Below are 14,761 nucleotides of genomic sequence, written 5' to 3' on the forward strand. Positions count from 1 at the left end.
CCCCCCTTAAAATAACTTAATTTTCAAATCCCCCACATTTCCAAGCTCCGATGATAAAGCTCCTTTTATGAACTTTAAATATGCTGAATTAAAATAGGATTTATTAATTTGGTTCCATGCATATCGTACCGCTAGAATCATTAGGTGAGAAAATCTGTATTATTGGACCAAGTTCTAGTGGGAAATCTTCATTAGCAAAAGCGTTAGGGAATAAATTGGACTTTAAAGTCCTTTATCTCGATCAAATTGCTCATTTACCAAATACAAACTGGCAACCTCGCGAAAAAGAACTCATACGAGCCGACCATCATGAGTTTATTAACAAGAATAATAATTGGATAATCGAAGGAAATTATAGTTTTCTAATGAAAGATAGGTTTTCTTCTGCATCCTGTATTATTTGGTTGGATTTTAAAAGAATCGGGTCCTTAATTCGTTTTATAAAGAGGGGCATGCAAAATTCAAAAGATCGAGCAGGAAATCTAGAGGGGGCTAAAGAACAAATAAATTGGGATATGCTGCGTCATATTTTATATGTAGCACCCAAAAATAGGTTTAAATATGCAAAATTAATTAGTGAAAGCAATGCCATGCTGGTCCATATTAAATCTATGAAAGAATTAAATAAATATTACCAAGAATGGGAATTGGATAAAAGGTTTGGCTAATTTAGAAATGATTTTATATGGAAACTGACACAGAATAAAAACCTGTCAACTATGATTTTAAAAAGTTTATTTTCAAAATTCCTTTATTTAGGTTTTTCAGTTTCGTTGCCATTCTATGGCTTCGCCCAATCTACTGTAGCAAATAATAGTACAACCACAATTCCGTTTATATCAGATTCAAAAATTGTAATCGATGGCAAGCTGGATGATTGGAAAGCACCAAATAAACTCTTTAAGATTGATCAATTCGTATCACCTTGGTCAAGTCCAGATTTTGGAAAAACTGAGTTTATGGCATTCTATGATGCAGATTGGTTTTATTTCAGCTTTGAAATTGAAGATAAGAAAATAGTGGAAGCAGATTTCAAAAAAGAATCAGATGTGGCGTTAGGAGATAGAGGCGAGATATTTATAACAGCAKATTCAAGTTTGAAAGAATATTATTGTTTTGAAATATCTCCAACAGGGAAGGTGCTCGATTATGTAGCTCATTATTATCGTAAGTTCGATTATAACTGGGATCTAGACGAGCTTGAAATTAAAAGTTCAAAAACATCCAATGGTTATATTTTGGAAGGTAAAATGCCGATGTCTTTTATTAATAGCATTGATAAATCTGATGGTAATACTCTGTCAAATTTAAGATTCGGAGTATTTCGAGCAGAATTCAACAACCTCAATCCTAAAGATCCTACTGTTAATTGGATATCATGGATAAAACCCAGTACGAACAAACCAGACTTTCATACACCATCAGCATTTCATAAAATTACTTTTGAAATAAAGTAGGTCATTTGCTGGAAAATAAGTCGGTAATCATATTGATCCAAAATACTTTGGTGGAGATATTCATCAATAATAAAATTTCCAAGGACCAGATACAGAGAAAAAGAAAATAAGGGCTATGCAAAATAGCCCTTTTGTATTTTATTTTCTCCAAAATGATGATTGATATAGATATCGCAAACGGTAATAGTACAGCAACGATCAAACCCAATCCCGGCTGTAACTGATTTAATAACCTTGAAAGTCCCGGATTAAGTATAACCAATGTTGCTGCCAGAAGAAATCCAACATGCCATCGGATATTCTTTTTATTGACCATGGCAATCTTATAAAAAATTGAAAACGACAAAATATCCAATAAACCTAACATGGCTGTAAATGCAGCATCTTGTTTGGAAGTTGCGAGCTGTCTCTGCACTTGTTGTGTAATTAGTAATACAATAGTGATAATCAAAACCGGAACAAGAAAATAGCTTAACTTACCAATGCGCCTATGCATTTCAATCTTATTCTTTTTAATAAGTACCGGTTGAATAATAAGTAAAGCAAACCAACATAAAAATGCAAAGAAGTGGAGGTGAATTATGATTGGAAATCTATTAAAATCGGGCAAAAATCTAAAGTAGGAATTATAAAATCCTGCCAAAGTAAGGACAATTACTAAACAAAAGAATATTATTAAATTCTTAGAATATGTTTCCATTTTGAACAAGGCTTTTAGTAAATCAAACGGTGCTTCATTCCCAATACCCTAAATAGAGTTTTGCTTGAAGTTAACTTTATTAAAAGGTGAAAAATAGTATAGATGCGACATGTATTCAACTAAATGAAAATGTGTAAATTAGAATAAAATAAATCTATTATGATTGACGTATTATTACCCCATTTAGAATTACGTCCTTTTATAAGAGGATATATTCATAACGTCATAGATTTTAGTAGGGAAAACCTAAATAACACATACTTTTTCACGCCGACCCATAAAAAATTTATCATGCTTTATTTAGGAAGTTCAGTGGAAGTAACCTTTGAAAACAAGAAAAAGGAAAAGAAAAAAGATATGTTGATTATAGGACCTCAAACTACACCTGTAAGCTTATGTTTTGAAAGTAATCATAGACTGATCGCTATAGAACTACAAAATATCGGTCAGTATTATTTATTGGGAGGCTGTCCTATACATACTTTAATTGATAGTCATCTAGAAGGTGATGCGGTATTTGGAAATCCTGTAAAAGAACTCATTGATAAACTTATAGAAACCAATGACTTGGAAAAAATAAAGAAAGAGCTTGATCAGTTTTTCTTAAAAATTCTTAATAGAAATAAACTCAAGACAAATCGATCTGACATGCTATTGAATGAATTGCCCCAAAACATTCCTATTGCTGCAATGGCTTTGGCGGCTGGGAAAAGTATAAGGCAACTCGAAAGATTATTTAAAGATAGAATAGGAGTGAGCCCCAACTTTTTCAGGAAACTAAGAAGATTTGCGACCGCTTATAAGATAAAAGAGCTCAATCCAAACCAAACATGGACCCAAATCGCATATTCATGTGGTTATTTTGACCAAATGCACCTGATTAAAGATTTTAAAACTTTCTTGGGACATAACCCTAGTTATATCAATCAAATGTTGAATCAACAATATCAAGAATATACTAATTATCAGATTCCTCAATAAAAAATTCTAAATCAAATTGACATATCAATTGTTTCTTTCAAAAAGAAGATGATAAAATTAGATCCCATAATAGCTGTAAAAGATGTATTATCCAGTGCAAGATGGTATGAGGAACTCTTTGGTTTAAAGAATAACCATGGTGGAAGTAATTTCGCAGTGTTACAAGATGAATCTGGAGAAACCGTCATCTGTTTGCATGAATGGGGAAGCCATAATCATCCTTCTATGACGGATCCAACCATCCTTCCTGGAAATGGCTTAATATTATATTTCAAAACCACAGATTTTGAATCTATAAGAGGAAAAGCTGAAGAAATGGAAGTTCAAATTATTCAAGATACCCATCGAAATACCAATTATAATAGGTTAGAATTTTCAATTAAGGATTTGGACGGATATTATATCAGCATTACTGAATATCATAATTACCAAGGGTAGCAATTCTTTCGAATAATATAAATAAAGTCGTATAAAATATCCTTAAACGGCTTTTTTGGGATATAATTCACTAATATTTCACTTGTTTAAACACTTAATTTTCCTTCTGAATATAATTTGATACTTTATGTTAATTCAGATTCTGTGAGGTTTAATGTAGCCATAAAAATTTTTGTCGGGTTTCGATGAAATTCTTAACTATTTTCGGTACAAAAATCTTTTTTTTATTCCATCTAAAAATCTTGTCTGAGAGTGATTTTTACGGGTTTTTCTTGCATTATTTATTGAATTACAATAATTAAAAATTTTAATAAAACAGATGTTTAACCATCTTTTTTGAGCTACTAAAACATATTAGCAAAATTAAAATTTTCAATTAAGTATGTAGGGCATATGCTACAAATACAAATTAACAGGCCGTTTTGGGCACTATTGATTTTAAGGAACAAAATTCCTGTGTATTTTTGTAGACCATTATTAAATGGCACACAAACTATTAGAAAAATTAAAAGAAGTATTAAAAAATTACAGCAATTAATTAACTGGATAGAAAGATTAGTCTGAATTCAGGGAACTAAAGTTGTAATTGCAAATAATCGAATATGAAAAAGCAATATAAATCACCCCATATCAATATGGTCAAGGTTCAGATGGAAGCTGATATTGCTCTTGGTTCGGCAAAAGTATACCCTTACAACGAAAAAGGTGAAATGTATGAATCTTGGGAGCAAGAACCTGATGACAGTAGAAACATTGATTGGTAATTATAAAATTGGATTTAAAAATAAAATGAATAGAATAAATAAAAATATTTGCCTAAAGTGGAGCATGGGCTTTATGGCGATTTTAATGCTGACATTTTCATCTTGTCAAAAAGATACAGATGCTGGCACTGGCACTGGGGATGCCAAAGTAATGGTTCAAATGGATGGTGTTTCTTTTGAACAAGACAATTATGATTACGGCGCTAAATCAAGTGCTGCAAATTCTTCAGCTTCGGGTATCGTCAAAGACACGTCTATTGTATATGATGATTTTGTAGTGGATGTTCAAATGACAAACGAAACTGACAGATCTAGCAGAACCGTAAATAATAATACAGTTTATAGAGCGGGTAACAGCAATATGGCTGCCTCTACTGTTACTACAAAATTAGCTCCTGGAATTAAATATAAATTAGTTGCATTTAATTCTGACGGTACTTTGAATCAAATAAAAGAATATACTGTTGGTAGTGAAGCGACAACCGGGCCAATGAGTTTAGATGCTGGTAAAAACTATACTTTCGTAGCATATTCTTTTAATGGTACTTCGACTCTGCCAGATGTAAGCTATAAAACAACTGTTAAAACCTTTGCAAATGCCATTTTACCAACTGTAGATAAAGACCTAATGGTATTTGTTGCAAAGAATAGAGCGATCAGTCACGGAGATACAAAGCTTGCAATCGTGTTAAAACACAGGTTCAGTATGATTACTACGAAATTGACCATGGATGCAAAAATGACAGGTTCAATTAAGTCACTAGTAAATACAACTTTTGGACCTACGCATGCAAATGCAACGTTCAACTTTACTGATGAAACTCTTACATATGGAGGCACATTAACTTCCCGTCCATCTGTAGCATGGCCAAACCTTGCAGTAGGTTTACGTGAAGTTATTAGTTCTCCAACATTGTTAATTGCTCCTATGGCATCAAATAAAACCTTAGTTTTTGGTTCGATTATGATTGATGATGAAACCAAAACGGGCTTTACTATAAATAATATTAGAGTTAATCCAGGTTGTAAATACAACTTAAACCTGAACTTTAGAACATGTACTAAATCTGTTGCATTAGCAGATGATGCAATGAATTGGAGATATCCTGTAAATTCAACATATACTGGTTGTATTGGGCCAAACAATGTTAATTATAAAAACGGTACTTTATTAAGTCATACTTTTAATGCACCTGCATCAGATTATGGTTTTACATTTGATATTACGGAATTAGATAATGCTATCAATATGGAAGTAAATGGTGTTCAAATTCTAACGGATGCAAGATTGGCAAATCCAAAAGATGCACAGGTTCAGTTCCAAACATACGACAATACCGCTAATGGTGAAGGTATTATCACAAGAAATATTAAATTCCCAGATAATACTGAATATGGTCAAAATGGAATCGCTGATATCTGGAACTTAAAAGGAACAGCTACAGCACCTTTAGTGAGGATTATTATCAGTAAAACTGGTGAAATTACCATGTTGGGCAGTAAAACAAATGGTGGACCATTGCTTCAATTACTTTTAAAAGAAGGATTAACTTTCAACAAAGTAGTTTGGAAAACTGCTCCAACTGATGTTAATGTTGTTAAAGTAACCCAAAGAGTATCCAATACCACTTTCGTAATTGGTAAAGGTTATGGTCAAGCAAAAATCGCTTGTCCAACAACTTAAAACAAGATTAATTTTTTATAAACATAATAGAATAGAGAGCCTGAATTACTTCAGGCTCTTTTTTTATTTTACTTAAATTTTTTGTAGCATACTGCCCAACAATCTCGTATTGTTTACATAAACTATTAATAATTATGAAAAGATTCCTATTTTTAGCTTTAAGCTTATTATTGTTTTCGTCTTGCGAGAAGGATGGCGAAATGGTAGATTCCCAAGATTGTCACATCAAAATGAAAGAACAGTTTAAGGATGAATTGAAATGTTCTTCCAATGGACAAGGTGAGGGTGTTCATCTTTTTAAAGGTATGTACAAAGGAAAAACTGTTTATTATCCTTTAACTGTATGTGCCAATTGTAATACGATGCCACCTAAATTTGGATATACATGCAGTATGGAAAAAGTTGAGTTTGAAGATTTCAATGAAAACATGAAAGAGCAAACAAAAGTCTATGATAGCTGCAACAAAAAGTTCAGCGAGTAAATAATTCTTAACTACCAATAATATTTATTTTATGAAAAACTTATTGTTATTATTTTTTATGACTGCCTTTTTTATTTCGTGTGATTCGGATAAAGAATTTGAAGACATTGGCGATGCGTCAGAATGTTCACTTAAAATGAAGGAACATTTTAAAGAAGAATTATATTGTAATACAAATACTGAAATTAGTGCATCTTCAACACATCTTTTTAAAGGCAACTATAATGGAAAAATTGTATATTTTATATATACTGACTGCGAAAATTGCCTTATAGAAACTCCTCAATCTGGTTATACCTGCGAACTTGAATTAGTGGAATTCAATAGGGATTTTGAAAATGTGAAGGATAGAAAAATGGTGTATAGTAGTTGTGAAAAGAAATTCTATGAATAAATCCTGATTGTTAAATCTCATTTAGGCTCTGTTTAATTTTTTTTATTTTTGCTATCGATGAAAAAAGAGTTCGTAATAGATGGAAATAGAATAAAAGATAAAAGCAGCTTATATGAAGAGATCAATAGGCAATTTATGCATGAGGAAAGTTGGCAATTAGCTGAAAGCTTAGATGCTTTTGATGATCTCTTGTATGGCGGTTTTGGAGCAATCAAGGAAAAGGAAGAAATAAAAATTGTTTGGTTGAATTTTGAAAGAAATAAAGAAGCTTTTGGATTAGATTTTACTAGAAATTTCTATAAAGAAAAACTTGAACAACCGGAAAATTTTGATTCAAAATTAGTTCGCCGTCAATTGGATGAGTTGGAAAGGGGAGAAGGACAAACTTATTTTGAGATAATTGAAGAAATCATATCTTCACATCCAAATATAGAATTGATAAAAAAATAGGCGATGAATTATCATCGCCTATTTCATTTATTAAACAAATATTAAACAACAGCTCGCTTCATCAAAATATCTATCTGTTCATCGGATCCGAGTTTGAATGTATGTTTGTCAAATTCCTCAAATCCATTTTTTTTATAAAAGCTGATCGCACGAGCATTCTCTTCCCATACGCCTAACCAAATCGTAGGTACGCGCAAATTCTTTGCAGTTTCCAAGGCTTTGAAAAATAACATTTGACCTACCTGCTTGCCATAATGACTTGCATAGACGTAAATCCGCTCTATCTCAATATGATCTTCAAGCTTAAATTCAGTCTGGGCTTGCCCAACATTGAGTTTCAGATAACCTATAGGATCTTCCTGATCCCAGGCAATATAAAAAATGGACTCTACGTTCTTCAGCTCATTATGAACTTGAAGATCTGAAAACCTTTCCGCTAAATATTCCTGCATATCCTCTGCAGTATTACGTTCTTGAAAAGTTTCCAGAAATGTTTCTCGTCCTATTTTTTGAATAATGAGTACATCATCGACAGATGCTACTTTAATTTGAATCATAATATTAAGTCCTAGGTGGCTAAATTTATCTAAATTATCGCAATTCAGATAAAAAAATCAGAGTTATGACGTTAAAATTATAGTTTACGGTAACAATTTGGAGTAAATACGGTAGTTTTCCTCGTCAAAACACACAAATGTTACATTTTGGATAAATTCATCCTCAACTAAATAGTCTTGAACAGCATGAATTGCAATTTCTGCAGCCCTTTCTTTCGGAAATCCGTAAATACCAGTGCTGATATTAGGGAATGCTATAGATTTGAGGTTATTTTTGGAAGCCAACTTTAAACTGTTATGGTAAGCTGAATACAATAACTTATCTTCATTTTTAGATCCGTCCTGCCATACAGGTCCTACAGCATGAATAACATAATCAGCTGGTAGGTCTCCCGCATTGGTAATCACAGCTTCTCCAGTTTTGCATCCACCTTGTTTATTTCGGATATGCATGCATTCGTCTAAAATTGCTTTCCCACCTGCACGATGAATTGCTCCATCAACACCACCACCACCCATTAAGGAAGTATTGGCAGCATTAACAATAGCATCTGTTTCACATTTTGTTATATCACCTAGCTCTACTTTTATCTTATGCTCCATTTGTTCAATTAATTAATAATTTGCTACCTATAGAACCTACGAATCATATAATCGTTGGATATATTCTAAAAATATTCAATTAATTCAAACTAATTCCCGCTTTGATTGTTTCAAATTTATTTACAATATGATTGTTACAACGCATATCGCAATACAACCATAAAACTGTAGATTGACTCTTTTCAGAATTTAGTTATACAACATTTACTTGTCAATGTACAGTCGATTATACCCCTGTCGCTAGGGGTATAATTGTTTTTGGACTGGATGACTTAGTTAGACATAAGACATTAGACATAAGACATTAGAACTTTCAAGGCTTATTAAATTTAATTATATAAACACCCAATATCTTAGAACTTTTAAGGCTTATTAAAGGTAATTATACAAAGACTCAATATCTTAGAACTTTCAAGGCTTATTTAACTTAATTATCAAACAGCCAATATTTGGCATAATAAATTAGTTTAAATCGAACATAAGGTCATTTTATAAAACCTTACATAAGTTATTTAGTAAACTATATCTTTGTCTTGTGTCTTATGTCTAATGTCTATTGTCTACTTTCCAAATATGTGCTACCATGTTGGGTCTCCGAGTAAATCGGAGCTAAAGAATAAATTACCAAAGAAAAAAATCTATTATCCCAATGAGAGTGAAATCTTTCATATCTCAGGGTTTACTCGTCCTTATTTACCGGTTACTCTAAATTCAGATGTTGATTCAGTAATTGAAGCTAGATGGAAATTGATACCAGGTTGGGTAAAGAATGAAACAGACGCTGGAAAGTATGCCAACACCCTAAATGCAGAGTCTGAAAGTATTTTCGAAAAAGCTAGTTACAAGAATTATATTCTCAAAAATAGAGGGTTACTATATGTAAGTGGTTTTTATGAACCACATAAAGTTGCTGGAAAGAAGGAGTCTGAGAATTATTTTATCTATGCTCCACAGAAAGAAATATTAACATTGGGAGTAGTGTATAATAACTTTACAGACCAAGAAACCGGAGAAACATATCCTACTTTCTCGATCATTACAACTGCCGCGAATCCTTTGTTAGAAGAAATACATAATGAAAAGAAACGGATGCCTTTAATCATTTCTGCACAAGATCGTGATGCATGGTTATATGCAGAAGGAAAACAGGAAATCCAAGAACTTATGAAGCCTTATTCTGGCGATTTGGGTAGCCACCAGGTCTATCGAGTAACCGGAGCCAGGGGAGAAGATACAAACAAACCGGTAATCCAAGATAAATGGTCTGGTCAAACCAGTTTATTTTAAAAATCTAAACCTATGAAAATAACAAACATACTGATCAGTGGCTTCGCAGCTTCACTTCTTCTAAGTGCTTGTTCAGTTTCACAGAAATTAAGTGAGAAGCCCTACGTAATAGTTCAAAAGGAAGGGCGGGAGGCCAAAAAATGGAAATTAGTGTGGGAAGATGATTTTGATGGAAATGAAATAGACTCTACAAAATGGAGCAGAATCCCTAAAGGAGAATCGGATTGGAATAAGCATATGAGTACGGTAGATGACGTCTTTAGATTAGAGCATGGTAGTCTATATCTTAGAGGAATCAATAATCCAGACACAACAAAAGATCCGAGACCTTTTATAACCGGCGGAATATGGAGTAAGAACAAATTCGCCTTTCAATATGGCAGAATTGAGATCCGTGCTAAATTGGGGAGTGCTCAAGGTGCTTGGCCTGCTATGTGGATGCTTGCTGAGCTTGATAAATATGGTAAATATCCATTGAATGGGGAAATCGATATTATGGAACATTTGAACTATGATACGATTATTTACCAAACCACGCATTCACATTATACCTTGAATTTAGGTCAAAAAGACAATCCTCCACATGGAGGCACTGCCACTGTAAATCCCAATGAATATAATGTTTACGGCCTCAGCTGGTATCCTGACAAAATTGTGTTTCAATTGAATGGAAAAGATACCTTTACATACCCAAGGGTAGATGGGGTGGATAAATCACAATGGCCATATGACCAACCGTTTTTTATATTGATTGACCAACAGCTCGGAGGCAAATGGGTTGGGAAAGTTGATCAGAGTGAGTTGCCTGTTGAAATGGAAATCGATTGGGTAAAAGTATACCAATAGAAATTAAAACGGCCAAACAATTGTTCGGCCGTTATTTTCAAACTATATTCCTGTTTTAAATGGGTTCTTTAATTTTTTGGACATGCAATCCTTTTCCTACCATAACCTCTACCAATTACAATAGTTCTTCCATCGACCTTTTGGCTAACAATTACCTTGTTTTCATCAGTAGATTTCCATATTACAGGATTGAAAGATTGACCGTTTTTAAGTCTCATTTGCATTAATGGACCTCCATTGGTCTTACTTCCTAGAATGGTGACCTCGCCATTCCTACTGATAAGAATCCGTATCAAAGGGTTCTGAGTTGTTCCAACTAAATTGTAAACCTCATCAATTCCACCTTGGCTATATTCTGTACCGTCGATGAATTCAATATTTCTAACCGTTCCCAAAAGATTATTTGTTTGGAATTGGATTTGTTGGTTTGCACTTGTTCCGAAAATATAATTATCATTTACTTTCATATTGAAGGCATTATCCAATTCTGTGATGTCAAACTGGAATCCATAATTTGCTTGTGGGGCAAGGAACTGATTCGTGATAATCGAATTATTAGGATATTTAATTCCATCCTTTATAATACCCTTATAGGTTACCCATTTACGATTTTCTCGTACTTCCCACGACTCTTCAGGATATCTCCAATTTAAACCATCAGAGGTTACATTCTGGGTACATACTCTAAATTTCAATACAAGGTTGTAACGATGGCCTGGAGTGATTTTTATATCAGGTACTGAAATATTGGTTTTAGTTTCGCCATCTAAAGTAATAGAACCAATGTTAAAGTTTGCAGTCGTTGTTGCAGGACTGATCAAAAAAGTAGGTGTACTGGTGATTGATCGGATTCCTGGTGTAATCGCCGGGAAAGCAACGTTTGTTGAATTACTGGTTGCCGGAAAACTAACGAGATTATTGCTGAACTTGATGGAACCACTTGCTTTTGTAGGGGTTATTTGGTTTCCTGATAAAGCGTGAATGTTTCCAGTCATACTATTGTCCATTTCGATTGTAGTTGTGATCTGGCTGAATTGATGAATTAATTCTGCTTCCAACAAGTTTGTTTCACCAAAAGTCAAAGTCATTGTTTTCTTGAAATACATGAGCTCCGATGAAATATCATTTAAACTTGCTGTCGACAAGCTTCCCTGGTCAGTAATATTGGGCAAGGTAGAAGTACTGTTTACAGAGTAAACAATAAATGTATAGGTAGCCCCATTATTTAATGGAATTCCTGGTGTTGTTGCTTCATTCCCATACGCATAGTCATAATTTCCTTTGTGTGCTCCATCTTCATCATAAACGACTACCCGATATTTAACACCTGGATCGAGGACTTTGACAACGGGTTGGGTTGCTGCTTTAGCATCGCCCAAGGCAGATGATGCTGCTGATAGCGTAGCATTATTGCCGTCCTTGATAACCATTACGTCCATACTTATTCCATCGCTTATTTTTACAGAAGATAACTGCACATTAGATTCAGCGCTTCTTTTAGTGGTTTTGCTGTTCCCAAATAATATGTTTTCCTCTTTTGGTGATCCTACCGAAAGCTTCACTTTTAGCATAGTTTCTCCGCCAGAACCAATGTCAGTTCCCGATTTTTTACAAGATTGAAAAACAATAAACAGCATGGCAAAAAAGAACAACGTAGAGAATCTAGCCACTTTGTTGATTTGTGTGAATTTCATTTTTTAAGGTGTTTTAAAACGTTTAGTGTGTGTGTGTTAATTTAGAACCAATCGATGCTTTTTGACTCTTGGTCATCTTCATACCATTGTTCTATGACCTCATCATTACCGTTTTGAGGACGTACAAATGCTGATCCTGCAGCAATCCCTTCTTCGAGGTGAATATTGTTTACCTCGATCAGGGGGCTAACGTATTTTTTTTCCATAATACATTGCTCCTAGTTTAAAAAATTAATAAAATTTAGAATTCCGGTTAATAGTTAGTGATTTTCGGTAAATTCTAATGTCTTCCTTTTGAGGACAATGTAAATGTATATAGTTAATTGTTTTTCTTAATGATAGAATACTGTTATTTCGGTGGTTAATTTTGAATTGTCGTTTCCTATCTACAGTTTGCTATCGATATCGGTTAAAAGAGATTTTGTAGCCCCTAAGCCTTGTAATATTTTAAAATATTCGAATTTTAAATTGTAAGAAAACTGCAGTTTTTACTTAATAGATAGGAGATGGTCTAAAATAGAAACCATGTTTGTCCAATTTCCATTTTTGATCTTTTGTGTTTTTTCCTGTTATGATTTTCTTCGAGTCAAGTCTGACTCTTGTTCCACTCTCAGTCCTCTTTCATTCGGACTTCGTTCGGACCTTGTTCGGATGTTTTCCGAACAAGCTCCGAACGAGGTCCGAACAATGTCCGAACGAGAGACGAAGGAGGGTATAAGGAAGGAGGGGTTTGATAGTATTTAATCCATGTGTAAACCATTTTCAGGAATAGACTTATTAATTAGTATTTTGTCTTGGAAGATTTGCTTTTTGAAGGGCTTCTTTTGCTAATTGTTCTTCATTCGCTTTTAAGTACCACTCGGAAATATTTTTATAAAGTTTGGGTAGATCCAATACTTCTTGATATTCACTTTGGTCTATATATTCTTGAAAAGCTTTAGCTCCCAAAAGGTATATTTCAGGAGGAAGGGTTGATTTATTTTCATTTTCGTGGTAACGGATAACTTCTACAATGGACCAAGCAGGTTTAAAAACAATTTCTTTAGAAGTTAGAATTGAATTTCCATATTCATAAGCTTTTTTGGATCTAAGGAGAGCATTGACTGCATAATATAAAACGTTGGAATAGGAGTGTTTTCTAATTCAGGATTTGCAACAATAAACTCATTTATTTTATCTAAGGTTTTTTGGTTAATTTCTGATTCATTAAGTTTTTTAGCATTGAGTTCGTAGATATAGTTATTCATAGAATCCAAAACATGCACTTCCAATTCTTTGAAATTTTTTTCCTCATTTTTTTCTTTGCTAGCGGATTGAAGCTCCCATTCTCCAGCAAGAATTTTATTGATGACAGGTTCTAAATCTTTTGGATGTCCATACCATGCAAGCTTTGAATTTTGATCTATGACAATTGATTTTGGTATCCCTTTATTGTCGTTTGTTGCATTAAACCAATTATCAACCATTTTATTATTGTCATCAATCGCAACATGGTAATCCATCTTGTCCCCCATATTGAGGACAAATTCTTTGATATCTTCGCTCGTTGTATTTTTATCTTCAAAAACGCTAACGCCTATGATTTCCAAATGATCTTTATTTTTTCTTTTTAGTTTAGACAGGTGAGGCATAGCAGCAATACAGGGTTTACACCATGTAGCCCAGAATTCTACAATATAAACCTTTCCTTTTTCATATTCTTTTATTGGATCGCCTTTCACCCATTCTTTGATATATAGTGGAGGTGCGGCATCAGAAATTTTCAATGTAGCATCACTAGCATCTTGTGCCAATGAAGATATTGAAATCAAGGTAATCAATGAGGTAAGTATAGGCTTGAAATTCATAATCTAATTAGTTAAGTGGTTGTGTGATAAATAATAAACGATGAAATTAGATAGAAAATTGTATGAGTTTAGATAAGAAGAAGTTATTCAAGGATTTATGGATGATTTTATCAATTACAATAATTTCATTTTTAGCACCATCTTTTGAGATAAATGCCATGGCTAAGTTTTCAGTGGCAGGTGGGGACACTAGCCACGGCAATCCAAGCTCCGAATGAAGACTTGTCTGTATTTTAAATTACAATTTGTGAACCAAATTGCGATGACCAAAATTTCGCTTGGATAATCGAGATTTTTAAAAAATACCGTCCTACAGTTATCTAAATACTAACTACTAATTACTAAATACTTAAATCAAAATACTAAACAAAAAAAGCCCGTCTTGCGACAGGCTTTTTGTTTCGTACCTAGGGCGGGAATCGAACCCGCACTCCTTTAACAGGAACAGGATTTTAAGTCCTGCGTGTCTACCAGTTCCACCACCTAGGCAACTGAGCGAAAGACGAGATTCGAACTCGCGACCCCAACCTTGGCAAGGTTGTGCTCTACCAACTGAGCTACTTTCGCTTGACGTGCT

Annotated in this window: 18 protein-coding genes and 2 tRNA genes; 11 read left to right on the forward strand and 9 right to left on the reverse strand. The window is 33.7% G+C overall.

Features of this window, described 5'->3' with window-relative positions:
* Positions 1-116: 116 nt before the first annotated feature.
* Together CRT24_RS03615 and CRT24_RS03620 are read left to right on the forward strand one after the other, a co-directional pair.
* Positions 117-668, forward strand: a complete 552-nt coding sequence (locus tag CRT24_RS03615; protein WP_218962571.1) for a (d)CMP kinase — start codon at positions 117-119, stop codon at positions 666-668.
* Between the two features lie 51 nt (positions 669-719).
* Positions 720-1,457: a sugar-binding protein gene (locus CRT24_RS03620; protein ID WP_099369883.1), complete on the forward strand. Its 738-nt coding sequence runs from the start codon at positions 720-722 to the stop codon at positions 1,455-1,457.
* A 1-nt stretch (position 1,458) separates the two neighbouring features.
* On the opposite strand, the gene CRT24_RS03625 is transcribed toward CRT24_RS03620, so the two are convergent.
* Positions 1,459-1,953 (reverse strand): hypothetical protein, encoded by a 495-nt coding sequence (locus tag CRT24_RS03625; protein WP_144034500.1) that lies wholly within the window; start codon positions 1,951-1,953, stop codon positions 1,459-1,461.
* 495 nt (positions 1,954-2,448) lie between these two features.
* On the opposite strand from CRT24_RS03625, the gene CRT24_RS03630 reads away from it, so the two are divergent.
* The 7 genes from CRT24_RS03630 (at position 2,449) to CRT24_RS03655 (ending at position 7,350) form a co-directional block, all read left to right on the forward strand.
* A complete protein-coding gene (locus CRT24_RS03630) occupies positions 2,449-3,138 on the forward strand; it encodes an AraC family transcriptional regulator (protein WP_218962572.1) in 690 nt (229 codons plus the stop codon).
* 48 nt (positions 3,139-3,186) lie between these two features.
* On the forward strand, positions 3,187-3,576 hold the full coding sequence (locus CRT24_RS03635; RefSeq protein ID WP_099369886.1) for a VOC family protein: 390 nt from the start codon (positions 3,187-3,189) through the stop codon (positions 3,574-3,576).
* A 602-nt stretch (positions 3,577-4,178) separates the two neighbouring features.
* Positions 4,179-4,340: a hypothetical protein gene (locus CRT24_RS20800; RefSeq protein ID WP_171017649.1), complete on the forward strand. Its 162-nt coding sequence runs from the start codon at positions 4,179-4,181 to the stop codon at positions 4,338-4,340.
* A gap of 25 nt (positions 4,341-4,365) precedes the next feature.
* Positions 4,366-6,024: a fimbrillin family protein gene (locus CRT24_RS03640; protein WP_144034501.1), complete on the forward strand. Its 1,659-nt coding sequence runs from the start codon at positions 4,366-4,368 to the stop codon at positions 6,022-6,024.
* Positions 6,025-6,158: 134 nt separating this feature from the next.
* Complete coding sequence (locus tag CRT24_RS03645) at positions 6,159-6,506, forward strand: hypothetical protein (protein ID WP_099369888.1); 348 nt, start codon at positions 6,159-6,161, stop codon at positions 6,504-6,506.
* A 31-nt stretch (positions 6,507-6,537) separates the two neighbouring features.
* On the forward strand, positions 6,538-6,900 hold the full coding sequence (locus CRT24_RS03650) for a hypothetical protein (RefSeq protein ID WP_099369889.1): 363 nt from the start codon (positions 6,538-6,540) through the stop codon (positions 6,898-6,900).
* Positions 6,901-6,957: 57 nt separating this feature from the next.
* On the forward strand, positions 6,958-7,350 hold the full coding sequence (locus CRT24_RS03655) for a barstar family protein (protein ID WP_099369890.1): 393 nt from the start codon (positions 6,958-6,960) through the stop codon (positions 7,348-7,350).
* 41 nt (positions 7,351-7,391) lie between these two features.
* Here CRT24_RS03655 and CRT24_RS03660 read toward each other — a convergent pair whose 3' ends face one another.
* Entirely contained in the window at positions 7,392-7,907 is a 516-nt protein-coding gene (locus CRT24_RS03660) for a GNAT family N-acetyltransferase (protein ID WP_099369891.1), read from the reverse strand.
* 84 nt (positions 7,908-7,991) lie between these two features.
* Positions 7,992-8,510, reverse strand: coding sequence for an O-acetyl-ADP-ribose deacetylase (locus CRT24_RS03665; protein ID WP_099369892.1), 519 nt, complete (start codon positions 8,508-8,510; stop codon positions 7,992-7,994).
* A gap of 549 nt (positions 8,511-9,059) precedes the next feature.
* Between CRT24_RS03665 and CRT24_RS03670 the strand changes: the two genes are divergently transcribed.
* The gene (locus CRT24_RS03670) at positions 9,060-9,797 is read left to right on the forward strand and encodes an SOS response-associated peptidase (protein ID WP_099369893.1); all 738 of its coding nucleotides are present in this window, start codon (positions 9,060-9,062) and stop codon (positions 9,795-9,797) included.
* A gap of 12 nt (positions 9,798-9,809) precedes the next feature.
* Complete coding sequence (locus tag CRT24_RS03675; protein ID WP_099369894.1) at positions 9,810-10,643, forward strand: glycoside hydrolase family 16 protein; 834 nt, start codon at positions 9,810-9,812, stop codon at positions 10,641-10,643.
* Between the two features lie 68 nt (positions 10,644-10,711).
* On the opposite strand, the gene CRT24_RS03680 is transcribed toward CRT24_RS03675, so the two are convergent.
* From CRT24_RS03680 to CRT24_RS03695, 6 genes are all read right to left on the reverse strand, one after another.
* Complete coding sequence (locus tag CRT24_RS03680) at positions 10,712-12,337, reverse strand: hypothetical protein (protein ID WP_099369895.1); 1,626 nt, start codon at positions 12,335-12,337, stop codon at positions 10,712-10,714.
* Between the two features lie 41 nt (positions 12,338-12,378).
* Positions 12,379-12,543 (reverse strand): hypothetical protein, encoded by a 165-nt coding sequence (locus CRT24_RS20805; protein ID WP_171017650.1) that lies wholly within the window; start codon positions 12,541-12,543, stop codon positions 12,379-12,381.
* Between the two features lie 571 nt (positions 12,544-13,114).
* Positions 13,115-13,285 (reverse strand): hypothetical protein, encoded by a 171-nt coding sequence (locus tag CRT24_RS20810; protein WP_180269056.1) that lies wholly within the window; start codon positions 13,283-13,285, stop codon positions 13,115-13,117.
* Positions 13,286-13,386: 101 nt separating this feature from the next.
* On the reverse strand, positions 13,387-14,130 hold the full coding sequence (locus CRT24_RS03685) for a TlpA disulfide reductase family protein (RefSeq protein WP_180269057.1): 744 nt from the start codon (positions 14,128-14,130) through the stop codon (positions 13,387-13,389).
* Between the two features lie 458 nt (positions 14,131-14,588).
* A tRNA-Leu gene (locus CRT24_RS03690) sits at positions 14,589-14,673 on the reverse strand.
* A gap of 5 nt (positions 14,674-14,678) precedes the next feature.
* Positions 14,679-14,751 (reverse strand) — tRNA-Gly (locus CRT24_RS03695).
* Positions 14,752-14,761 lie beyond the last annotated feature (10 nt).

The sequence above is a fragment of the Sphingobacterium sp. 1.A.5 genome, assembly GCF_002734235.1.
Taxonomy (GTDB): Bacteria; Bacteroidota; Bacteroidia; order Sphingobacteriales; family Sphingobacteriaceae; genus Sphingobacterium; species Sphingobacterium daejeonense.

Bases quoted from the DNA above. Each gene is read 5' to 3' on its own strand.
- CRT24_RS03615 (WP_218962571.1), top strand. From the start codon at position 117: ATGCATATCGTACCGCTAGAATCATTAGGTGAGAAAATCTGTATTATT.
- CRT24_RS03625 (WP_144034500.1), bottom strand. From the start codon at position 1,953: ATGCATAGGCGCATTGGTAAGTTAAGCTATTTTCTTGTTCCGGTTTTG.
- CRT24_RS03630 (WP_218962572.1), top strand. From the start codon at position 2,449: ATGCTTTATTTAGGAAGTTCAGTGGAAGTAACCTTTGAAAACAAGAAA.
- CRT24_RS03635 (WP_099369886.1), top strand. From the start codon at position 3,187: ATGATAAAATTAGATCCCATAATAGCTGTAAAAGATGTATTATCCAGT.
- CRT24_RS20800 (WP_171017649.1), top strand. From the start codon at position 4,179: ATGAAAAAGCAATATAAATCACCCCATATCAATATGGTCAAGGTTCAG.
- CRT24_RS03640 (WP_144034501.1), top strand. From the start codon at position 4,366: ATGAATAGAATAAATAAAAATATTTGCCTAAAGTGGAGCATGGGCTTT.
- CRT24_RS03645 (WP_099369888.1), top strand. From the start codon at position 6,159: ATGAAAAGATTCCTATTTTTAGCTTTAAGCTTATTATTGTTTTCGTCT.
- CRT24_RS03650 (WP_099369889.1), top strand. From the start codon at position 6,538: ATGAAAAACTTATTGTTATTATTTTTTATGACTGCCTTTTTTATTTCG.
- CRT24_RS03655 (WP_099369890.1), top strand. From the start codon at position 6,958: ATGAAAAAAGAGTTCGTAATAGATGGAAATAGAATAAAAGATAAAAGC.
- CRT24_RS03660 (WP_099369891.1), bottom strand. From the start codon at position 7,907: ATGATTCAAATTAAAGTAGCATCTGTCGATGATGTACTCATTATTCAA.
- CRT24_RS03665 (WP_099369892.1), bottom strand. From the start codon at position 8,510: ATGGAGCATAAGATAAAAGTAGAGCTAGGTGATATAACAAAATGTGAA.
- CRT24_RS03670 (WP_099369893.1), top strand. From the start codon at position 9,060: ATGTCTATTGTCTACTTTCCAAATATGTGCTACCATGTTGGGTCTCCG.
- CRT24_RS03675 (WP_099369894.1), top strand. From the start codon at position 9,810: ATGAAAATAACAAACATACTGATCAGTGGCTTCGCAGCTTCACTTCTT.
- CRT24_RS03680 (WP_099369895.1), bottom strand. From the start codon at position 12,337: ATGAAATTCACACAAATCAACAAAGTGGCTAGATTCTCTACGTTGTTC.
- CRT24_RS20805 (WP_171017650.1), bottom strand. From the start codon at position 12,543: ATGGAAAAAAAATACGTTAGCCCCCTGATCGAGGTAAACAATATTCAC.